At 70.7% G+C, this 21425-nt stretch carries 20 protein-coding genes; 12 read left to right on the top strand and 8 right to left on the bottom strand.

The window, feature by feature from the left end:
- Window positions 1–93: 93 nt before the first annotated feature.
- The 5 genes from rpsT (at window position 94) to MBA17_RS01270 (ending at window position 8496) form a co-directional block, all read left to right on the top strand.
- Entirely contained in the window at window positions 94–366 is a 273-nt protein-coding gene (gene rpsT / locus MBA17_RS01290) for a 30S ribosomal protein S20 (RefSeq protein WP_238494335.1), read from the top strand.
- A gap of 356 nt (window positions 367–722) precedes the next feature.
- Window positions 723–4043 (top strand): ABC transporter permease, encoded by a 3321-nt coding sequence (locus tag MBA17_RS01285; protein WP_238494334.1) that lies wholly within the window; start codon window positions 723–725, stop codon window positions 4041–4043.
- Complete coding sequence (locus MBA17_RS01280) at window positions 4040–6685, top strand: FtsX-like permease family protein (RefSeq protein WP_238494333.1); 2646 nt, start codon at window positions 4040–4042, stop codon at window positions 6683–6685. The genes MBA17_RS01285 and MBA17_RS01280 overlap by 4 nt, the downstream gene beginning before the upstream one ends.
- Window positions 6686–6881: 196 nt before the next feature.
- Window positions 6882–7805: an ABC transporter ATP-binding protein gene (locus tag MBA17_RS01275; RefSeq protein ID WP_238494332.1), complete on the top strand. Its 924-nt coding sequence runs from the start codon at window positions 6882–6884 to the stop codon at window positions 7803–7805.
- Window positions 7798–8496 carry an ABC transporter ATP-binding protein gene (locus MBA17_RS01270; RefSeq protein ID WP_238494331.1) on the top strand — a complete coding sequence of 233 codons (699 nt, stop codon included), beginning with the start codon at window positions 7798–7800 and terminating at the stop codon, window positions 8494–8496. Before MBA17_RS01275 ends, MBA17_RS01270 begins: the two co-directional genes overlap by 8 nt.
- Before the next feature lie 41 nt (window positions 8497–8537).
- Here the strand turns inward: MBA17_RS01270 and MBA17_RS01265 are convergent, their stop codons facing one another.
- The gene (locus tag MBA17_RS01265) at window positions 8538–9722 is read right to left on the bottom strand and encodes an MFS transporter (protein ID WP_238494330.1); all 1185 of its coding nucleotides are present in this window, start codon (window positions 9720–9722) and stop codon (window positions 8538–8540) included.
- A gap of 70 nt (window positions 9723–9792) precedes the next feature.
- Between MBA17_RS01265 and MBA17_RS01260 the strand changes: the two genes are divergently transcribed.
- A complete protein-coding gene (locus MBA17_RS01260; protein ID WP_238494329.1) occupies window positions 9793–10284 on the top strand; it encodes a MarR family winged helix-turn-helix transcriptional regulator in 492 nt (163 codons plus the stop codon).
- A gap of 42 nt (window positions 10285–10326) precedes the next feature.
- Here the strand turns inward: MBA17_RS01260 and holA are convergent, their stop codons facing one another.
- The 7 genes from holA to MBA17_RS01225 all read right to left on the bottom strand — a co-directional run bounded on the left by holA (window position 10327) and on the right by MBA17_RS01225 (window position 16070).
- Window positions 10327–11304: a DNA polymerase III subunit delta gene (gene holA / locus MBA17_RS01255; RefSeq protein ID WP_238494328.1), complete on the bottom strand. Its 978-nt coding sequence runs from the start codon at window positions 11302–11304 to the stop codon at window positions 10327–10329.
- Between the two features lie 82 nt (window positions 11305–11386).
- Window positions 11387–11980 (bottom strand): 3-oxo-tetronate 4-phosphate decarboxylase, encoded by a 594-nt coding sequence (gene otnC, locus MBA17_RS01250; RefSeq protein ID WP_238494327.1) that lies wholly within the window; start codon window positions 11978–11980, stop codon window positions 11387–11389.
- Window positions 11981–13228: a 3-oxo-tetronate kinase gene (gene otnK / locus MBA17_RS01245; protein WP_238494326.1), complete on the bottom strand. Its 1248-nt coding sequence runs from the start codon at window positions 13226–13228 to the stop codon at window positions 11981–11983.
- Window positions 13225–14454 carry a homoserine dehydrogenase gene (locus tag MBA17_RS01240; RefSeq protein WP_238494325.1) on the bottom strand — a complete coding sequence of 410 codons (1230 nt, stop codon included), beginning with the start codon at window positions 14452–14454 and terminating at the stop codon, window positions 13225–13227. Before MBA17_RS01240 ends, otnK begins: the two co-directional genes overlap by 4 nt.
- Before the next feature lie 133 nt (window positions 14455–14587).
- Entirely contained in the window at window positions 14588–14950 is a 363-nt protein-coding gene (locus MBA17_RS01235) for a MaoC/PaaZ C-terminal domain-containing protein (protein ID WP_238494324.1), read from the bottom strand.
- Window positions 14947–15345, bottom strand: coding sequence for an FAS1-like dehydratase domain-containing protein (locus tag MBA17_RS01230; RefSeq protein WP_238494323.1), 399 nt, complete (start codon window positions 15343–15345; stop codon window positions 14947–14949). The genes MBA17_RS01235 and MBA17_RS01230 overlap by 4 nt, the downstream gene beginning before the upstream one ends.
- Window positions 15342–16070 (bottom strand): GntR family transcriptional regulator, encoded by a 729-nt coding sequence (locus MBA17_RS01225; RefSeq protein ID WP_238494322.1) that lies wholly within the window; start codon window positions 16068–16070, stop codon window positions 15342–15344. Before MBA17_RS01225 ends, MBA17_RS01230 begins: the two co-directional genes overlap by 4 nt.
- Window positions 16071–16174: 104 nt before the next feature.
- Between MBA17_RS01225 and MBA17_RS01220 the strand changes: the two genes are divergently transcribed.
- The 6 genes from MBA17_RS01220 to MBA17_RS01195 are packed head-to-tail and all read left to right on the top strand — an operon-like array spanning window position 16175 to window position 21334.
- Entirely contained in the window at window positions 16175–17299 is a 1125-nt protein-coding gene (locus tag MBA17_RS01220; protein WP_274384766.1) for a CaiB/BaiF CoA transferase family protein, read from the top strand.
- Window positions 17296–17679 carry a thioesterase family protein gene (locus tag MBA17_RS01215; protein WP_238494320.1) on the top strand — a complete coding sequence of 128 codons (384 nt, stop codon included), beginning with the start codon at window positions 17296–17298 and terminating at the stop codon, window positions 17677–17679. Before MBA17_RS01220 ends, MBA17_RS01215 begins: the two co-directional genes overlap by 4 nt.
- On the top strand, window positions 17679–18644 hold the full coding sequence (locus MBA17_RS01210; protein WP_238494319.1) for a tripartite tricarboxylate transporter substrate binding protein: 966 nt from the start codon (window positions 17679–17681) through the stop codon (window positions 18642–18644). Before MBA17_RS01215 ends, MBA17_RS01210 begins: the two co-directional genes overlap by 1 nt.
- Window positions 18644–19096, top strand: a complete 453-nt coding sequence (locus MBA17_RS01205; protein ID WP_238494318.1) for a tripartite tricarboxylate transporter TctB family protein — start codon at window positions 18644–18646, stop codon at window positions 19094–19096. The genes MBA17_RS01210 and MBA17_RS01205 overlap by 1 nt, the downstream gene beginning before the upstream one ends.
- A complete protein-coding gene (locus MBA17_RS01200) occupies window positions 19093–20583 on the top strand; it encodes a tripartite tricarboxylate transporter permease (RefSeq protein ID WP_238494317.1) in 1491 nt (496 codons plus the stop codon). Before MBA17_RS01205 ends, MBA17_RS01200 begins: the two co-directional genes overlap by 4 nt.
- Complete coding sequence (locus tag MBA17_RS01195; RefSeq protein WP_238494316.1) at window positions 20564–21334, top strand: enoyl-CoA hydratase/isomerase family protein; 771 nt, start codon at window positions 20564–20566, stop codon at window positions 21332–21334. Before MBA17_RS01200 ends, MBA17_RS01195 begins: the two co-directional genes overlap by 20 nt.
- Window positions 21335–21425 lie beyond the last annotated feature (91 nt).

Below are 21425 nucleotides of genomic sequence, written 5' to 3'. Positions count from 1 at the left end.
CGACTGCTTGGTAGCCTGTTCAACTGCGTGTGGCGCGCCCTCTGAAGTTTGCCCGCGCGCCCCATCCACCGACTTTCATACCGAGGCTTCTTCGTGGCGAACATCAAGTCCCAGATCAAGCGCAACCGACAGAACGAGAAGGCCCGGCTGCGCAACAAGGCGGTCAAGTCGTCCCTGAAGACGGCGGTCCGCAAGTTCCGCGAGGCCGCCGAGCAGGGCAACGCGACCGAGGCCGTGGCGCTCATGCACACCGCCTCCCGCCAGCTCGACAAGGCGGCGAGCAAGGGTGTCATTCACAAGAACCAGGCGGCCAACCGCAAGTCGGCGATCGCCAAGCGCGCCGCCGCCCTGGCTGCCGCCAAGTAACACCCGGGCCGAGTAAGGCCCGAGCAGGATCGTTCAGACCAGCCGGGGCCGAGCAGGGCCCGGCACGGCACGCAGGGCCGATCACCGGTCCGGCGGGCCGAGCCGGGAGCCGAGCAGGCCACGGCTTTCCGCACGCCGCACTCCCTGACCATAGGGGTGCGGCGTTTCGGCGTTCCCAGCCCGTCACCGGGCCCGCCACCGGGCCCATCACCGGCAATTGTCACGATTTCGATATCACGCCCGGGTCGCCGCGGCATATCGGGTCCATCACCGAGCGCCCCGGCGTATTGCCTCCCGCCGAATACTGATCAATCGTGCGTACTGCAAGGTAAGGGGCTCATCGGGAGGCGGTACTCATGCGGGGGCGGGCACCGTTATTGCTGCAGCGCGCGTTCAGCGAGCCGCTGCTCCTCCTGGCCGCCTTCGGTTCCATCCTCCTGGCGACGACCACCCTGGTGGCCCTCACCATGTACGCCTCCTCGGTGGTGGACGTCGGCGTCCGCCGCGCGATGGAGACCGCCCTGCCGAGCATCGTCTCGGCCACGGTGACCTCGCCCGTCTCCAAGGAGACCTTCCCCACGTTCGACCGGTCGATCCGCGACCGGCTGACCGGGGCCTACGCCGGTCTCCCCACCACCCTGACCGTCAGCTCCCGCTCCGACTCCTACGCCATGCCCGGCCAGGCGAAACGCAAGACCCCCGAGCTGACCAGGTTCGGCGTGTACGAGGGGTTGGAGGGACACGCCCGGCTGCAGAGCGGCGCCTGGGCTCGCCCCGCCGGCCCGACCGGCACGACGACCGGCACGACGACCGGCACCGTGGAGGCCGTCCTCTCCCAGCCCGCCGCCCGCGCGATGGGGCTGTCCACCGGCAGCGAGATCACCATCGAGGGCCGTCTCGACCACGCACCGGTCCGTGTGAAGATCACCGGGATCTACACGCTGAACGACCCGAACGGCGACCGCTGGACCGCCGAGGGCCTGCTGAGCCGCGGCGTGGAGCGGGGCAACTTCACGACGTACGGTCCGCTGATGGTGCCGCTCGACACCTTCGCGGGACGGTTCACCACCGATGTGTCCGTCTCCTGGATCGCCGAGCCGGATCTGCGGGCCCTCGCCCCCGACCGGATGGACGAGCTCGCCACCACTCTCGGCTCCGCGATGGCGAACCTGCCCGGCCAAGCCGGCTGCGGTGACTGCACGGCCCGCACCCGTCTCCCCGACATGCTCGCCCAGCTCGACACCGCCGGCACCGTGGCACGTTCCACCATGCTCGTACCCGTCCTGCAACTGCTGCTGCTCGCCGCCTACGCGCTCATGCTGACCGCCCGGCTGCTCGCCGACCACCGGCGGATGGAGGTCGCCCTGCTGCGCTCGCGCGGCGCCGGCAGCGTACGGCTGGCGGCGCTGGCCGCGGGCGAGGCCCTGCTCATCGCCCTCCCGTGCGCGCTGGCCGCGCCGTTCCTCGCCGCGCCGCTACTGCGTCTCGTCGCGTCCATCCCGTGGATCGAGACCTCCGGCGTACGGCTGGCGCCGAACGCCGACCTGGCCGGCTTCGTGGTGTCCGGCCTGGTCGCGCTCGGCTGCGCCGTGCTGCTCTCGCTGCCCGCGTTGCGCGGTGCGCGCCGTACGTATGTGGAGGAGCAGTCGGCGCGGGGCCGGGGCGACCGCAAGGGGCTGGCGCAGCGGGCGGGGGCCGACCTGGCGGTGCTCGGCGTCGCGGCGCTGGCCATCTGGCAGCTGCGATCGTACGGCGCGCCGGTCACCGCCACGGCGGGCGGCGAGCTCGGGATCGACCCGCTCATCATCACCGGCCCCGCGCTGGCCCTGCTCTGCGGCGGCATGCTCGGGCTGCGGCTGGTGTCGCCGATCTCCCGGCTGGCCGAACGGATCACCTCGAAGCGGACCGGGCTCGCGCCCGCGCTGGGAGCCTGGCAGGTCAGCCGCCGGCCGCTGCGCTACTCCGGTCCGGCGCTGCTGCTGACCATGGCCATCGCGATCGGCGTGCTGTCCCTGGCGACGGCGACCACCTGGCGCGCCTCCCAGGAGGACCAGGCCAGGCACCGGGCGGGCGCGGACCTGCGGGTCGCGGGCCCCGTGGAGGGGCACGAACTCGGCCCGCTGGGGCGGGGCACGGCCTACGCGGCCCTGCCGGGGGTGGAGTCGCTCAGCCCCGCCTACCGCGCCGGCGGCGAGTTCGGCGACAACGAGGTCACCCTTCTCGCGCTGGACGCCGGCAAAGTGGGCGGCCTGGCCGGACTGCGCCCCGACCTGGCCGCCGATTCCCTGAGCACGATCGCCGACCGGCTCGTCGCGGGCCGGCCGGCGCTGCCCGCGCTGCCGTTGCCGGGCGAGCCCGCCGAGCTGACGGTGGACCTCCGCCTGACGGTCGAGGAGGCCGACGCCGCCGCGCCGTACGAGAAGATGCCGGTGCGCATGCTGCTTCAGGACGGGCTCGGTGTGCGGTGGGAGACCCGGATCGGTCCGCTGGAAAGGGGGGCGAACGAGGTCCGGGTCGATCTCGCGTCCCTCAGCGGGCGCAGCGGGCGGATCACCTATCCGCTGTCGGTGCGCGGCTTCTCCCTGGAGGTGCCGGTACCGGTGCACGGCAGCGCCTTCACGTTCGCGGTGGAGCGGATCCGCACCGGGGACGGCCCCGAACTGGCCCAGCCCGCCGGTGTCCGCTGGGCGCACCGGCTGCCGTCGCGGCCGGATGTCCTGCCCGCCGCCGAGCTCGGCGAGAGCGGGCTGTTCAGCGTGGCGATCGGGCGCTCGCCCACGTCGGTGGAGGGAGTGGACCCGCAGATCCTGACGGTCCTCCCGGCCCCCGCCGAGCAGGGCGACGACGAGTTGTTCGCGCCGCCCACCGCGCCGCAGGCGAAGATCTTCGGCGCGCTGCCGGTAGTGATCACCAAGGAGCTGGCGGCCAGCGAGAACCTCGCCGTGGGCCAGGTCGCCATGGTCACCATGGAACGGACGCCCACCCGGATCTCCGTGGCCGGGATCCTCGACGCGCTGCCGGGCACCACCTCCGACCAGCCCGCCGTACTCGCCGACTGGGAGACCCTCCAGACGCGGGAGCTCGCGTCGGGCAGGTCGCCGCGCACCGTGACGGAATGGTGGATCGGCACGCGGGGCGGCGACACGGCCCCGGCGGCGGCCGAGCTGAAACGCAGGCCCGAGTGGGACCAGACGGTGGTGGACCTCAAGGCCCTCGGCCGTGAACTGCGCGACGATCCGCTGGCGAGCGGGCTGCAGGGCGCGCTGGTCCTCGGCTTCGTCGCCGCGCTCGCCTTCGCGTTGCTGGGTTTCGTGGTCAACGCGGCGGTCGCGGCCAGGGAACGGATGGCGGAGTTCGCCATCCTGCGGGCGCTCGGCGTGAGCTCGCGGCAGATCCTCGGGCTCCTCACCGTCGAGCAGACGTTCCTGATCGGGTTGTCGCTGGCGAGCGGCACGGTCCTGGCCGTGGTGGTCGCCTCGCTCGTGGTGCCGCACATCGTGCTGACCGGGCAGGCGACGTCGGTCACGCCGGACGTGCTGCTCGACATACCCTGGCCCGCCACGGCGGGGCTGCTGGTGGTGGTGGCCGCGGCGCTGTTCGGGATCGTCGCGGTGCTCGCCCGTAACCTGCGCGGCCACGGCCTGGATCGCGCCCTGCGGATCGGGGATGACCGGTGAACGCCGTCCTGCTCGCCCGGGTGCACCGGGCCCCCGTCGCCGTGCTGGCGATCCTGGTGCTGAGCGCCTCGCTGCTGATCGCGGGCCTGCCCCGGATGATGCAGGCCGCCTACGACGACGCGCTGGGGCACCTGCTGGACCAGACGTCCGCCACCCAGACGGATCTGCTGATCGGGCGCAGCCCCGCCACCACGCTCGACGTCCTGACGGAGCCCGCCCAGTTCGCCACGGCGAACCAGACCTGGTGGCGGCTGCTGCCCCCCGAGCTCCGCGCGGTCACCGACCAGGGGCCCGGCTCGCGCGCCCACTACAACGCCAAGACCGCGGGGACTCCCGTCGCGGGCCTTCTCGGACGGCGCGCCATGTCCGGCCAGTTCGTCAACCTCGGCTGGCTGTCCGACGCCGACCGGCGGGTCCGCTTCGTTCGGGGCACCCCTCCCGGTCCGGCGGGACGGATCAGCGTTCCCGACCATCCCGACATACCGCGGCTCGACATCGCCCTGGTCGAGCAGGCGTCGAAGCGGATGAACCTGCCGATCGGGACCGTGCTGGTGCTCGGCCACAGCAACCCCGTCGCGGCCCGGGTCACCGCCATCTTCGAGCCGCTCGACGCGACCGACAGGTACTGGCATCACAACGAGGACATGCTGAACGTCTCGGTACGGGTCAAGCCCTCCGGGGACGACGAGACGCACATCACCTCCCTCACCTCGGCGGACTCGCTGCTCAGCCTCGCCGGCGGCGCCCGCCTGCTCACCTACCAGTGGGTCATCCCCGTGCGGTCGTCCGCGGTGAACGCGCGGAACGCCGACTCGCTCATCGGCTCCGTCGCCCGGTACATCGACCGCGCCCGGATCGAGGGGAGCGTGGCCGGCTACGCACCGCAGACCGGGCTGACCACGCTGCTCTCCGGCTTCCTCGACCGCCTGCGAGCCGCCGAGACGCTGCTCGTGCTGCTGTTCGGCGGGCTGCTGGCCGTCTCGCTGGGGGTGATCGCGCTCGCCGTGCAGCTGGTGGGCGAGCGGACCCACCACGCCCTGAGCCTCATGCGCGCCCGTGGCGGGTCGCTCGGGCAGCTCGTCGGGACCGGCGTCGGGCTGGTCGCGCTGGTGACCGTGCCCGCCGTACTCCTCGGCTACGGCGCCGCCTTCCTGGTGCCCGGTCCCGTGACGCCGATCGTCCACGTCGGGCCGCTGGTCATCGGGCTGACCGCGATCGTCTTCTGCGCGGCGCAGGTGGCCGCCTCCCACCGCAGGCCGCTGCGCGACCGTCGCGACGACATGATCGCGCGCCGCCCGTCGATCCGGCGGTTGACGCTGGAGGTCATCGTGGTGGTGGTCGCGCTGGTCGGCGCCTACCTGCTGCGGAACCGGGGGTTGACGACCTCGGAGCCCGACCCGTTCCTCATGATGGTCCCCGTCGCGCTCACCGTGGCCGCCGCGCTGATCACGGTCCGCTGCTATCCCTACCCGCTGCGGCTGATCGTGGCCCTGGTCACCCGGCGGCGCACGGCCGTACCGTTCCTCGGGTTCGCGCTCGCGGCCAGGGCCAGGGCGTTCTCCGCGCTGCCCGTGCTGATCCTGCTGCCCGCGCTCGCGGTGTCGGTGTTCGCGGCGGTGATCTCCAGCGGGCTGAACGCGACCCAGAGCGACGTCGCCTGGCAACGCACCGGCGCCGACGCGCGCATCGAGAGCACGGTGGAGATCTCCCCGGAGGCGATCGAACGAGTACGGCGGGTGCCTGGCGTGACGGCCGTGGTCCCGGCGTCGAAGTCTCCGGTGCAGGTCGGCCGGGGCGGCACCGTCGGCACCGGCCTGGCCGTGGACCTGGCCGCCTACCGGGCCATTCTGGCCGGCACCCCGCTCTCGGTGCCCGAGCCGCCCACCTCCGCGACCGCGTCCGAGGTGCCCGCCCTGGTCAGCCCGGAGCTCATCGGCAACGCCACGCTGCTGGTCGGCTGGCAGAAGCAGATGACGGTGGTGCCCAAGGGGATCGTGGCGGCGATGCCGGTGCTCGGCCGCGAACTGCGGAACGTGGTCGTCGTCCCGTTCGACGCCAACGAGCGGGTCGGCGCGCGTACCACGGTCAACACGCTGTTCATCAAGGGGACCGGGCTGGACGGCCGCCGTCTGAGCGAGGCCGCGGCGCTGGCCGTCACGCCGGTGTCGGTCACCGTCGAGGAGGAACTGGACCGGATCACCGCCACGCCGCTGGCCGGGACCGTCCAGTGGACGCTGCTGGTGGTCACCGCCGCGCTGACGGCGTACGCGCTGCTCGCGGTGCTCATCATGCTGGTGATCGGCGCGGCGGAGCGCGGGACCGCGCTGTCGTTCCTGCGGACCCTGGGCATGCCCGAACGGCAGGCGCGCGGCCTGACCGTGCTGGAGATCGCCCCCATGATCGTGCTCACCACCCTGGCCGGGCTGCTGCTCGGCCTCGTGCTGCCCGTCGCCCTCGGACCCGGCATCGATCTCAGCGTCTACGCCGGAGACCTGCCGGTGAAGGACTACCCCATCGATCTGATCACGCCCGCCCTGCTGGCCGGCGGCGTGGCCGTGGTGGCGGTGCTCGGCGCGTTCGCGCACGCCGCCGTCTCCCACCGCCGCGCCCTCGGCTCCGTCCTTCGGGTAGGTGAGAGTTGACCGCCTCGTCCGCACGGCTGAAACTCGGAGATCCGGCCGTTGACCGGCCGCGATTCCCGCCGGTCACCCGCTCGAAAGGATCTCCGTCGAGGTCGTGCACCAGCCTCGCCGGCCCCTCGCCCGCGCACCGGCCGCAGGACCTGATGATCGCCACCTGCCATCACCGGCCCGGGGACTCCACGCTGAAAGGGTTCCGATGACCGAGACGCCGACGCTGTCCGAGCTGGAGGCGCAAGCCGTACGCGGCAGGCCCGCTTTCGGGGAGACCGCCCACATCCTGTGCGACAACCTCGTGCGCATCTTCAAGACCGAGGGCGTCGAGGTGGTCGCCCTGCAGGGGCTGGACCTGCTCATCGAGAAGGGCGAACTGATCGCGATCGTCGGCGCCTCGGGATCGGGCAAGTCGACCCTGCTCAACGTGCTGTCCGGGCTGGACGTGCCGACCGCCGGACTGGCCAGGGTCGCCGGCACGGATCTGCTGTCGATGACGGCCAAGGACCGGCTGAGGTACCGCAGGGAGACGGTCGGCTTCATCTGGCAGCAGACCGCCCGCAACCTGCTCCCCTACCTGACCGGGCGGGAGAACGTGGTGCTGCCGATGCGGCTGGCCGGCAACCGCGCCCAGAAGAGCCGGGCGGGCGAGTTGCTCGACCTGCTCGGCGTGGGCGACTGCGCCGACCGGCGTCCCGGCGAGATGTCGGGCGGCGAGCAACAACGGGTGGCCATCGCCGTCGCGCTGGCCAACTCCCCCGAGGTGATCCTGGCCGACGAGCCGACCGGCGAACTGGACAGCGACACCTCCGAGCAGGTGTTCGCCGCGCTGCGCAGCGCCAACCGGGCGCTCGGCGTCACCGCGGTGATCGTCACCCACGACGACCTGGTGTCCGAACAGGTGGACCGGACCGTGGGCATCCGAGACGGACGCACCAGCAGCGAGACGCTCCGCCGGGCGTCGGAGGACGGCGGGACCATCGCCGAGGAGTACGCCGTGCTCGACCGGGTGGGCCGGCTGCAACTCCCCCGCGACTTCACCAGCGCGCTCAACATGGAACGCCGGGTGCGGCTGGAACTCGAACGTGACCACATCGGAGTGTGGCCGGAGGGATCTGAGGATGAGTGAACCGCTGGTCGTCGTCGAGGGCCTGCGGAAGGTCTACCGCAGCGGCCCCAAGGAGGTCGTGGCGCTCAAGGAGGTCTCCTTCGAGGCCCACCCGGGTGAACTGATCGCGGTACGCGGCCGGTCGGGTTCGGGCAAGACCACGCTGCTCAACCAGGTCGGCGGCCTGGACCGGCCGGACGCGGGGCGGGTGGTGGTGGCCGGGCAGGAGGTCACCTCGCTGCCCGAGCAGGGCCTGCTCGCGCTGCGCCGGGACGTGGTGGGCTTCGTGTTCCAGTCCTTCGGGCTGATCCCCGTGCTGTCGGCGGCGGAGAACGTGGGCGTGCCGATGCGCCTGGCCAGGGCCTCCGCCGCCGAACGGGACGAGCGGGTGGCGATGCTGCTGTCCCTCGTCGGGCTGGAACAGCACGCCAACCAGCGGCCCTACGAGCTCTCCGGCGGGCAGCAGCAACGGGTGGCGATCGCCCGGTCGCTGGCCAACCGGCCCGAACTGCTGATCGCCGACGAGCCGACCGGCCAGCTCGACTCCCAGACCGGACGGCAGATCATGCAGCTCCTGCGTGCCCTGGTCCGCAGCGAGGGCGTGACCGCGCTGGTCGCCACGCACGACCCCGGCCTGATCTCACTCGCCGACCGCGTCCTGGAGATGCGCGACGGCACCCTGCAACCCGCCGGGCTCCCTGCCCCCGCCTGACCGCGTCACCACGTCGTGGGCGCCGAAACCGTGAACCCGGCTCAGACCTCGTTCGACCGCACTTCGGGCAGCGCCACCACGACCAGGTTGGCGATGACGACCAGCACCGCCCCGACCAGCAGCGGCGCCGCCTCGCCCAGGACCGCCGCGACCGGGGCCGCCACCGCGAGTCCGAGGGGGCGGGAGGCGAAGGAGATCAGCGAGTCGAACGACGCGACCCGGCCCAGTGCCTCGGCGGGGATCCTGTTCTGCACGGCGGTCTCCCACAACGGGCTCAGCACGCCGAGCCCGAGCATCGCGACGAAGTAGGCGGCGGTCACCACCGCCAGCGGAGCCTGGACCCCGAACGCCACCAGCGGCAGCGCGTAGAGCGACGCCGCGACGGCCACCACGATCAAGGGCCGGCCGGGCAACCGGGCCGCCAGCATCACCCCCAGGAGCAGGCCCACCGTGCCCGCCTGGGTGATGATCACCCAGGCGGGCTCGCCGCCCAGCCCGCGCACCGCGATCAGCGGGCCCAGGGTGAGCAGGAAACCCGCCGCCAGGTGCCACACGCCGTGGCCGAGGGTGCTCACCCAGAACCAGCGATGCCGGCGCACCTCGCGCCATCCTCCGCGCAGCTCGGTCACGAACGACGTGACGTCGCCGCGTGCCGTACTGCGCAAGCCGCCGAGCGTCACCGCCGATCCGGCGAACAGTCCCGCGGTGAGCACGAACGACCATCCCGGTCCCGCGAGCAGGATCGCCGCCCCCGCCAACGCCGGCCCCGCCACCTGGGCCAGCCCGTTGGCGACCCCCATGCGCGCGTTGGCCCTCAGCCGGAACTCCTGCGGGACCAGCCCGGTGATCAGCGGCCGGACCGCGGGAATCCCGAACGCCACCGCCACCCCCGTGATCGCCGCCAGCACCGCCAGCACCACGACCGAGGTCCCCCCGCGCAGCAGCTCCACCCCGATCGCGAGCTGGGCCGCGCAGCGCACCAGATCGGCCACGAGCACCACCTTCGACGGCGCGAACCGATCGGCCAGTACTCCCCCGACCGGCAGCAACAGGAGCAGCGGCACCATCTCGGCCGCGAGCACCAAACCGAGGTCGGCGGCCGAACCTCCGATCCGGATGACGGCGAGCGTGAGCCCGGTGGGGATGAGGGCCGTGGCGAGCGCGGCGACGGCCCGCCCGGCGAGAAGCCGGGTGATACCTGTGTACGGCGGGGCTTGAACGGTCATGGCGACGAATAGTATTTCGCTAGCGAATTATTCGTCAACTAAGTTTTTCGGGGTGCGGTTTACTTGGTGAATGGAGGACTCGGTGGACCGGCACCTGGCGCGCTGGCGGGGCAAGGCGCCCTTCGACGAGCGGGTGGAGGCGATCGTCACCAGGATGCAGTTCCTGGTCAAGCGCTTCGCCCAGGCCAAGGAGACCGCCCTCGCCGAGTTGGGCATCCGCGACTTCGAGTTCGAGACCCTGCATCACCTGGTCGCGCGGGGTGACCCCTGGCGTGCCACGCCCTCGGAACTCGCCGCCGAACTCGTCGTGTCCCCGGCCGGCATGACCGGCCGGCTCGACACCCTCGAACGCAACGACCTCGTCCGCCGTATCCGCGGGACCCAGGACCGCCGCCGGGTCGACGTCGAACTCACCGACAAGGGCCTGGCCGCCTGGACCTCCGCCATGCACCTGCGCGCCGTGGCCGAGAAGACCATCGTCGGCACCCTCTCCCCCGCCGACCAGGACACCCTCTCCGCCCTCCTCAACCAGATGCTCGCCCACACCGAATCCACCCTGTAGGGGCAGGCCGGCTCCCACCGGGCCGGAAACGACGGAAGTGCCTCAGCGGCCCGTACGGCTGGCGACGATGACCTGGACCGCGTGCTCCAGTGCGTAGCCGGGATCGGCTCCGCCCCCCTTGACCTGCTCGTCAGCCGTCGCAATGGCTTGGAGCGCCTGGGAGAGCCCTTCCGGTCCCCATCCGTTCAGCTGACGCTTGACCCGGTCGATCTTCCAGGGGGGCATCCCGAGATGACTGGCCAGCTGACCGCCGCGCAGGTTACGAGGCGCGCCGCCGACCTTCGCGAGCGACCGCAGCCCACCGGCGAGCGCGCTCACGAGCAGCACGGGCGCCACACCGGTGCTCATCGCCCATCGCAACTGCTCCAGCGCGACGGCGAGACGGCCCTCCACCGCCGCGTCGGCCACGGTGAACCCGCTGACCTCGGCCCGCCCGCGATGGTAGCGGGCGACGGCGGTCACATCGATGCCCTTCTTGTCCGTGGGCGTGTCGAAGACGAGCTGGCTGCACGCCGCCGCCAGCTCGCGGAGGTCGCTGCCGACGGCATCCAGCAGCGCCTGAGCGGCGTCGGGCGCGATCGTCCGGCCGGCCCGCTTCACCTCGGACTTGATGAAGTCGAGCCGCTCGCCGGGCTTCGTCAGCTTGGTCACCGTGACCACCTGCGCGCCCGCCTTCTTGACCCCCTCCACCAACGCCTTGCCCTTGACACCGCCGGGGTGCACGAACACCAGCACGATGTCCTCCGCGGGCCGCGCCGCGTAGGCGAGGGCCTCGGCGACCACATCCTTGACCAGATCCTGCGCGGACCGGATGACGATCACCAGCCGGTCGCCGAACAGCGAGGGCGACGCCAGCTTGGTGATCTCCCCCGGCTCCACCTTGCCGCCGACCAGATCCTGCGTCTCCGTGGCCGGATCGACGGCCCTGGCCGCCGCCACCACCGCACTCACCGCCCGGTCGGCGAGCAGTTCCTCATCACCGGTCACCAGGATCACGGGCGCTGGAGCAGTCACGGCCATGCGGAGAGCATGCCACGACCCACCGACATAGCGTGAACCGCGTCCGCCGCTCCCCGGCCTCTCCCTGACAGGAACACCAAGGTCAGACGAGCTCGCGAAGCTGGTCCGGAGACAGCGGACGAGGGTCCAGATGACGCAGGGTCAGCGCCAGCTTGGCGGCCTCTTCCACCTCCTCGGCGGAGGCCACCGCGTCGGCGAGCGAATGACCGGAGACGACGGTGCCGTGGTTGGCGAGGAGCACCCCGCGTGCCGTGGCCGCCGCCTTCGCCACGTCCGGCTCCAGCGCGGGGTCGCCGGGGCGGCGGTAGGGGACGACCGGCACCTGCGGGCCGAGCCGCATGACGAAATAGGGGGTCAGCGGCGGGATCGTGGGGTCCGGCAGGCAGCTGATCGCGGTCGCGTAGGTGGAGTGCAGGTGCACGACCGCGGCGGCCTCGCTCCGTGCCTGGTAGTAGGCGCGGTGGACGTAGATCTCCTTGGAGGGGGGATCGCCGTCGAGGTGCCGGAAGTCGAGATCCAGCCGGGAGAGCCGGGCGGGGTCCAGGCGGCCGAGGCAGGAGTTCGTCGGTGTCATCAGGTAGCCGTCCGGGAGGCGGACGCTGATATTGCCCGCATTGCCCACGGAGTAGCCTCGGGCGAACAGGCTGGCGCCCAGCTCCACGATCTGTTGTCGCATCTATCCCCTTCCCGGGGGCACGAGCGCCTTGACGAAGAAGTCGGGGGCGCCGAAGTTGCCGGACTTCAGGGCGAGCAGCAAGGGCTCGCCGTCGCGTTCCGACCAGGTCCACGGGACGCCCGGATCGATCTCCGGGCCGATCCGCAGGGAACTGACGCCGAGGCGGGTCACCACCGCGCCGGAGGTCTCACCGCCCGCCACGACCAGGCGGCGCACGCCGGATCCGACGAGTTCCTCGGCGAGCGTGGCCAGGGTGTCCTCGACCAGGGTTCCGGCGGCCGCCCGTCCCCACCGTTCCTGGAGTCGCCGCACCTTCTCGGGGGGCGCCGAGGCGGCGATGGCCAGGGGGGCGCCTTCCTGCTGGGCACGCGTCCACGCCAGCGCGTGATCGGCGTCCACGCCGTTCTCCAGGTCCAGGTCGAAGACCGGGATGTGGCCGCGGAGCACGTCGAGTTGCGCCAGCGTGGCCGGCGAGCAGGACCCGGCCAGGATCACGGTGCGCCCTGCGGCTGCCGGCGGAATGTCCGCATCATGAGTGGACAGCAGTCCGGCTCGGCGAAAGTTGTCCGGCAGGCCCATGGCGAGCCCGGCGGCTCCGGTGACGAGCGGGTGGTCGGCCACCGCCGTGCCGATCGCGCGCAGGTCGTCGTCGGTGAGAGCGTCCACGACGGCGAAACGTGCCGTCAGGTCGTTCAGCGCCGCCGAGACGCCCTGGGCGCCCTGCCGTACCGCCTCGAAAGGCACCAGGCCCACGCGCCCGCTCGTCTGCGCGGACAGGACCCGCACCAGGTCAGGGTCGCGCATCGGGGTGAGCGGGTGGTCGCGCATGCCGCTCTCGCTCAGCAGCCGGTCGCCGACGAACAGGTGGCCCTGGTAGACGGTACGGCCGTTCACCGGGGCGGCCGGGCACACGACCGCCTGGCCACCGCCGAGCCGGTCGAGCAGCGCGTCCGCCACCGGGCCGATGTTGCCTTCGGGTGTGCTGTCGAAGGTCGAGCAGTACTTGAAGTAGAACTGCCGGCAGCCCGCCTCCCGCAACCGGTCCAGCGCCGCCACGCTCTCGGCGACGGCCGCCTCCACCGGAGCGGTGCGGGACTTGAGCGCGACCACCAGCGCGTCCGCGCCCGGGGTATCGGCGAAGGCCGGGCCGATGTGCTGCACCACCCGCATGCCCTCACCGGCGAGCATGGCTGCCAGGTCGGTGGCGCCGGTGAAGTCGTCGGCGATGCACCCGAGCAGCGGGCTCACGTCTCCCGCCAGGCGGCAGCCAGGGCGGAGTCGGCCAGGTCGAGCATGTCCAGCGTGATGATCGTCCCGGCCGGGACATCGGTCTGGAGACGCTTGTTCGCGGCGAGGTAGAACGGCGCCGGCCCCGAGGTGAAGGGCAGGAGCTGGGTGGAGATCCCGTCGATCTCGTGATGGTGCCCGCCCATGGCCAGCAGCTCTCCGGCCCGGAAGTCCCGGGTGGTCCGGGCGATCATGAAGGCCTGCCGGGACGGCGCGGGCGGGCTGCCGTACAGCACGGCGGAGAACAGGCTGAGCGGGGTTTCGATCCCCATGAGGTGATAGGGCAGGTAGATGGCCGCATAGTCACCTGACCTGCTCACCACGTGCCCCTTCTCCTTGAGCGTCTGCCAGACGTCTCGGCTGGTGCACCTGACGACCACGAACACGCCGCCGGCGACGCTCGCCTCGTCGGGCCTGCGCAGGGAGCGGAACACGGCCAGCTCGCCCGCACCGCCCAGGATCCCGCTGTCCGGGTTGAAGACGTCGGCCAGCTCCGTCACCCGGCACACCGGATGCAGCAGGCCGTCCGCACCGGGGAGCAGGCCGGTCGCGTTGGCGACCACGTTCATCTCGCAACAGTCGGGGGCGGCACTCCACGGACCGTGATCGTCCCGCTGGGTGAGGTCGTCGACCACGATGTCGTACTCGCTGGCCTTGCCCGCCGCGACCACCTCAAGGCCGAGCAGGCGCGCCCAGGTGTACAGGCCGATGAGGTTGCCCGGCTGATCGCCGTCGGCCACGGTGTAGACCGCGTCGTGCTCGGCGGCGAGCCGCGCCAGCCAGGGTCCGGCGACGGCGTCGGTCTCCTTGGAGACCATCGCCACGCCGACGCCGCGGCGCAGCGCCCTGGTCGCGATGTCCAGGCTCACCTCGGGCACACCGGTCGCCTCGACGACGAAGTCGAGCGCCATGTCGTCGAGGACCGTGTAGTCGTCGGTGACGACGATGTCGCCCGCGTCCGCTTCGTCACCGGTACGGCCGAGCCGTACGGCCGAAGGGTCGTAGCCGAGCTCGGCCAGTGCTTCGATGACGGCGGCCGGGGCGAGGTCGACGAGCGCGGCGACCTCCAGGTTCGCCAGCATCCGGCACTGCGCGAGGAGGGAGCGCGCGTAACCCCCGGCGGCACCCGTCACCGCGATCCTGATCCGCCGATCTCCCAGACCGTCGAAGAGCAGCTGGTAGTTCACTGGGCCGGCCCGGGGTCGAGTTCAGACCTGAGCGGTACGGCCGGCGCCGCCCGCCGTACCCGTTCGCGAGCGGTGGGTCCCTCGGGGGAGGCCTGGGCCGAGCGCGGCCCGCGAGTGCGGAGATCGTTGAGGGTCACGTGTCTACTCCCGTGTGAAAGGCGACTTCGGCGCGGCCGAGCGTGGTGCGCCTGCCGTCGGCGCTCTCGCCGTACAGCTCCACCGCGGTGCCGTCGGCCTCCAGGTGGCAGGTGAAGGGCTGGTCGCGGAAGTCCATCCCGCGATAGCTGACCTCGAACCAGACCAGCTGTCCCCGGTCTCCCAGCCAGTCGGTCACCAGCCGTCCCAGGAAGGCGGCCTTGAGCAGGCCGTGGACGGCCAGGTCCGGGTGGCCGAGGGTGCGGGCGAAGTCCAGGTCGTAATGCATGTCGTAAAAGTCGCCCGACGCACCGGCATACTCCACGAGCTGCCGCAAATCTGGGGTTACCTCGAGCTTCACCGTCTGATCCTCGTTCCGACATGCCTGACCACCAGCTCGCCGTCGGGGCGGCGGAACTCGGTCACGAAGGTCAGGATCGCCATTTTTCCGGATTTACCGTCTTTTTCTATGACATCTTGGAACCGCAGCCGGGAGCGGATCACGTCGCCCAGCCGCAGCGGCGCGTGGTACTCGAACCGGTCACCGCCGTTCAGCCAGCCCAGGCCGTAAGCCTCGGCCTCGGGCATGGGGGGCGGCTCGTCCAGGAAGCAGGCCGTGAACGTCGGCGGCACGGTCTCGTCGTCGGGATCCTCCCCGATCGCGTGGCGGAAGGCGCGCAGATGGCGCCGCTCCACCACGTCCTCCCGTTCCCGATAGGTCCACCCGACGGCGGCGCGGAGCTTGTCGATGGTCACAGCCCGAGGCCCTCCTCTTCACGGATAAGCCGCAGCCACTCGAGTGATTCCGGGGTGTGGCCGCCGATCTCGTTCTCGATGTTGATCAGGAATGCGCGATCTCCGTGCGTGATGATCGCTTCATGCACCGCCTTCCGGTCACCGGTCTCGATGACCTCCAGCAGCCGGCGGTGCCGCGCCGCATCGCCTAGTAAGTCCTCCTTGGGTTCGCGGACCCGCCGGTTCATCGCCATGCACAGCACCAGCTGCAGGTGCAACGAGCGGTAGGCGTCCTCCAGTCGCCGGTGTCCCGACAGCCCGATCACCGCGGCGTGGTACTCGTATCCACCCTCGATGACCCCGACGTGATCACCCGCCTGCGCCGCCTCCTCCAGCCGGAGGAGAGCCGCGCGGACCCGCTCCAGCCGTACCGGATCGCTCACCGGCACGCCGAGGTCGACGGCGATGCGTTCAACTTCGCGGCGAAGCGTGTAGATCTCGTAGACATCGTGCAGCGTCAGGTTCGTGACGATCGCGCCCTTGCGCGGGATCTGTGTGATCATGCCCTGCTGTTCGAGCACGCGCAGCGCCTCACGCAGCGGCGGCCTGCTGATGCCGAGTTCCTGGGTGAGCCGGTTCTCGATCACCCGGTCGCCCGGCTTGAGCTCGCCGAGGCTCATCATCCGCAGCAGCACGTTGACGGCGAGTTGGACCAAGCTGGGTGGCTGCTCGATGCGTTGGGACATGGCTCCTCGAGAAGTTTTAGGCTGCGGGGTCTTGTCTACAAGCTTTTGTCTTCTGTAGACAAGACCCCAGCTCGTTTAACGCTATCGAAACATGAGGTTGCACGATGCCACCCCTCTCCGGCATCACCGTCGTAGAAATCGGTGCATACATGGCGGCACCGTTTGCCGCCATGCAGCTCGCCGACCTGGGCGCCGAAGTCCTGAAGATCGAAAATCCGGAAGGCGGCGATCCCGTCCGCTCCACCGGGCCCTTCGTCGACGGAGAGAGCTCCCCCTTCCTCCGCCTCAACCGCAACAAGAAGTCCATCGCCCTCGACCTCAAGTCCGAGCCGGGCAAGCAGGCGCTCCGCCGCATCATCGCGGACGCCGACGTGCTCATCGAGAACCTGCGACCCGGCGCGCTGCGCAAGCTCGGACTCGGCTACGAGGACATGCGGGAGATCAACCCGCGACTGGTGTACGTCTCGATCTCCGGCTGGGGGCAGGACGGGCCGCTGGCCGGCCTGCCGGGGCTGGACATCATGGCGCAGGCCAGAGGCGGGTTGATGAGCATCACCGGCACCGAGGACGGCGCCCCCGTCAAGATCGGCGTCCCCATCTGCGACCTGGTCTGCGGGCTCTACGCCGCGCTCTCCTCGCTGTCGGCCCTGCAGGCACGCGAGCGCACCGGCGAGGGCCAGCAGATCGACGTCTCGCTCTACGAGGCGGGCGTCTCGTTCGCGATCTGGGAGGCCGGTCGATACTTCGCCACCGGCGAGGTGGGCAGGCCACTCGGGTCCGCCCACCAGAGCACCGCGCCCTACCAGGCGATCCGCACCTCCGACGGATGGTGCACGGTCGGCGCGATCTCGCCCAAGACCTGGACCGGCTTCTGCCAGGCCCTCGGCCTGGACGAACTGCTGCAGGACCCGCGTTACGATGACGCGCACGAGCGGCACGGCCTGCGCCACGAGCTCATCCCGGCCATCGAGGCCGTCACCGCCACCCTGCCCACCGCCCAGGTCACGGCGAAACTGGACGCGGCCGGCGTGCCGTGCGCGCCGATCGCCGACTACGCCCAGGTGTTCACCGACGAGCACCTGACCCAGCGTGACTTCTTCTGGGACGCCGAGCACCCCGTGGTCGGCCCGGTGCGCCAGCTCGGCTCCCCGATGAGATTCTCCGCCACCCCCACCAGGCGCGACACCGCAGGACCGGTGCTCGGCGCAGACACGGAGGAGTACCTGTGAACGTGACCCCCGGAGTGACCGCCACCGTCGAGTGGACCGTGCAGGAGCAGCACTGCACGCACCGCGGCGAGCACGACATCTTCTCCACCCCGAACCTGGTGCACCTGCTGGAGGACGCGGCCATCGAGGCGCTCGCCCCCTTCCTGGACGAAGGGCAGGGCAGCGTCGGCAGCAAGGTCCACGTCACGCACACCGCGCCCACGCTGAAGGGACAGAAGGTACGTGCCACCGCCACCGTCGCGGAGGTGGACCGGCGCCGCGTGTCCTTCACCGTCGTCGTCGAGGACGACATCGAAACGATCGGCGAAGGCACGCACGAGCGGTTCGTCATCGATCTCGCCAAGTTCGACGCCCGGCTGAACAGCAAGGGGGCCTCCTGATGAAGAACAACAAGATCGCCATCGGCCTGCTCGCCCTGGCCCTCGCCGGCTGCGGCGCGAACACCGCGGACACCGCGGACGCGGGCGGCGCCGGGTGGAAGCCGCGCGGCAACGTCACCATGATCGTACCGTTCGGCGCGGGTGGCGGAAGTGACATCGCCGGACGCGCCATGGCCGGCGCGATCGAGAAGTCCACCACGCCCAAGGTCAACATCAGCGTGGAGAACCGGGAGGGCGGCTCGGGCGCTGTCGGATACTCCTTCCTGCTGTCCAAGAAGGGCGATGGCAACAGACTGCTCGCCACCGAGAGCGCGCTGCTCACCCTGCCCGCGGCCGGGAACGTCACGTTCACGTACAAGGACTTCACCCCGATCATGAAGATCGCCGAGGACGGCTCGCTCATGGTCGTGCCGAAGGCTTCGCCGTACAAGACCTGCGCGGAGCTGGTGGACGCCGCGAAGAAGGCCCGGGTACCCGTCGGGGTGGCGGCGGCCTTCGGGATCGACAACTTCACCTTCAAGATGATCGAGAAGTCCGAGGGGGTGGAGTTCCAGCGGGTGCCGACCGAGTCGGGCGGCGAACTCACCACCGCCCTGCTCGGCAACCAGATCCAGGCTGCGCTGCTCAACCCGGGCGAGGTCGTCGGTCAGCTCAGGTCGGGCGACCTGCGGGCGCTGTGCGCGACCACCGACAAGCGCTATGAGTACCCCGAGCTCAAGGACATCGCCACGGCCAAGGAGCAGGGCATCGACGTCTCCTACGCCAACTTCCGCGGCATCCTCGCCCCCGGCGGCATCCCGGCGGAGGCCAAGGCCTACTGGATCAAGGCGGCGCAAAACCTGCTCAAGAGCCCCGAATACGACAAGTACGTCAAGGACAACTACCTGCAGCCCGTGCAGGCCGAGGGCGACCAGTTCACCACCACCCTCGAGCAGCTGAACCAGCAGATCACGTCGGTGAAGTGATGAAGGCCATCGCGTACGCGGTGCTGGCCTGCCTCGGCGTAGCGGTGTTCGCCACCTCCTTCGGCTACCGCGTCGTACAGGACCACGGCCAGGTCGGGCCGGGGTTTCTGCCGATGGTCGCCGGCGGGCTGCTCGCCGTGCTCAACGTGGTCCTCCTCTTTCACGAGGTACGGCACCGCACAGCCGACACCGAAGACGACGCGGCCGACATCTTCGGCCGCACCGGGAAGCAGCGCACGCGCATGCTGTGGGTGGTCTATGCGCTGACGCTCGGCGCACTGCTGCTGGTGCCGCTCGCCGGTTTCCTGCTCTCGCTGGGCCTGCTGGTCCTGGTGATCTCCACCCTCGTCGAGCGGCGACCGATCGTGCCCGCGCTGGCGGTCACCGGGGGTTCGGTGGCCGCGATCTACCTGGTCTTCGTCGTGTTCCTCGAGATTCCGCTGCCGACATGATCGACAACCTGGTCCTCGGCTTCCAGACCGCGCTCACGCCGACGAACCTGCTCTGGTGCTTCGTCGGCGTGCTGCTCGGCACGATCATCGGACTGCTGCCCGGGCTGGGCTCGACGACCGGAGTGGCGGTGCTGCTGCCGCTCACGCTGACCTTCGAGCCGGTCACCGCCCTGATCATGCTGGCGGGCATCTACTACGGCTCGCAGTACGGCGGCACGATCACGTCTGTGCTGATCTCCACGCCCGGCGAGGCGGCCAGCGTGGTGACCACGTTCGACGGCTACCAGATGGCTCGGAACGGCCGGGCCGGAGCCGCACTGTCGATCGCCGCCATCGGGTCGTTCGTCGCCGCGATCTTCTCATTGCTGCTGCTCGTCGTGCTCGCGCCGCCGTTCGCCCAGTTCGCCATCAACTTCGGCCCGCCGGAGAACCTCGCGGTGATGATCCTCGGGCTTGCCACCATCGTCAGCTTCTCCGGCGAGTCCAAGCTCAAAGGGCTGTCGATGGCGACGGCGGGGATCCTGCTGGCCTGCGTGGGCTCCGACGCCGCCTCCGGGGTGGCCCGTTACACCTTCGGCCAGGTGGACCTGCTGGGCGGCATCCCGTTCGTGCAGGTGATGATCGGGCTGTTCGCCGTCGGTGAGGTGCTGTACCAGATCAAGCAGGGCGCGGTCGCTCCGCTCCGCGCGCGCTTCCGGGACCTGATGATCACGCGCGCTGAGCTGGCCCGCTCTCGTGGCGCCATCGCGCGCGGCAGCGTGATCGGGTTCGTGCTCGGCTGCCTCCCCGGAGCCGGTTCGACGCTGGCCTCGTTCATGGCCTATGGCATCGAGAAGCGGGTGTCGAAGCATTCCGACGAGTTCGGCAAAGGCGCGATCGAGGGCGTCGCCTCACCTGAGAGCGCCAACAACGCGGCCGCCAACGCCAACTTCGTGCCCACGCTCGCGCTCGGCATCCCCGGCGGCGGCACAACGGCCGTGCTACTCGGGGCGTTCACCGTCTACGGCATCCAGCCGGGGCCGCTGCTGTTCAAGGAGCAGCCCGACCTGGTGTGGGGCCTGCTCGCCTCGTTCTTCATCGGCAACGTGCTGCTGCTGGTGCTGAACCTGCCGCTGGCGCCGCTGTTCGCGCAGTTGCTGCGGATCCCCTACGGCTACATGTATCCGCTGATCCTGCTGACCAGCTTCGTCGGGGCCTACTCGATCGACAACAACATGTTCAGCGTGTGGCTGGTGTTCGTCTTCGGCGTCGTCGGCTACCTGCTGAAGCGGCTGGACCTGCCGATGGCACCGCTGGTGCTGGGGCTGGTCATCGGGCCGCTGTTCGAGAAAGCGTTGGTACAGACGTCGGCACAGGGTGACGGCGATCTGACCTTCATCTTCCAGCGCCCGCTGGCGCTGGTCATCCTCGCGATCGCGGCGGCGCTGATCGCCGTACCGGCTCTCTTGCGTAGAAGGAGGAAGCAGCTTGAACGAGTTGCTCATTGATCAGGACGGGCCCGTCCTCCGGGTCGTCTTCAACCGGCCCGACCAGCACAACGCGCTGACCTGGGCGATGTACGACGGGCTCTACGAGGCCTGCGCGCTGGCCGACTCATCCGACGAGATCAAGGTGATGACGCTGCGCGGGGCCGGAAATTCCGCGTTCGTCGCGGGCACCGACATCGGGCAGTTCGCCACCTTCTCCTCAGGTGAGGACGGCATCGCCTACGAAGCCAAGATCGGTCGAATCGTGGACCGCCTTGAACGCGTCCGGGTCCCCACGGTCGCGATCATCAACGGCTACTGCGTGGGCGGCGGCCTGGCTTTGGCCTCGGTGTGCGACCTGCGGATCGCCACCCCTGGCTCCCGCTTCGGCGTGCCGATCGCCCGTACCCTCGGCAACTGCCTGTCGATGAACACCTACTCACTGCTCGTCCACCACCTCGGCCCCGCGCGCACGCTGGATCTGTTGCTGCGTGCCCGCATGCTCTCCGGAGACGACGCTCACGCCGCGGGCTTCGTCGCCGAGGTGTGCCCGGCCGAGGAACTCGACGCGGTCGCCACCGGGGTCATCGATCGGCTGCTCGGCCATGCCCCGCTGTCGATGTGGGCAGCCAAGGAAGCAGTACGACGCCTGCGCACGGCGGCGCTGCCCGACGGCGACGACCTGGTCGCCACCGTCTTCGGCAGCAACGACTTCCACCGTGGCGTCGCCGCCTTCCTGGACAAGGAGAAGCCCACCTGGCAGGGCGATTAGGTCCGCACCACGCGGATCGCGGATCGCGGATCGCGGATCGCGGATCGCGGATCGCGGAGACGCCATCAGGGGACGCTCCCGATTCGGCAGC

Origin of the sequence: Dolomitihabitans soli (genome assembly GCF_022213955.1) — a bacterium.
In the GTDB taxonomy this organism is placed as follows: Bacteria; Actinomycetota; Actinomycetes; order Streptosporangiales; family Streptosporangiaceae; genus Streptosporangium_A; species Streptosporangium_A soli.
This window is presented reverse-complemented; position numbering and strand designations above follow the sequence as displayed.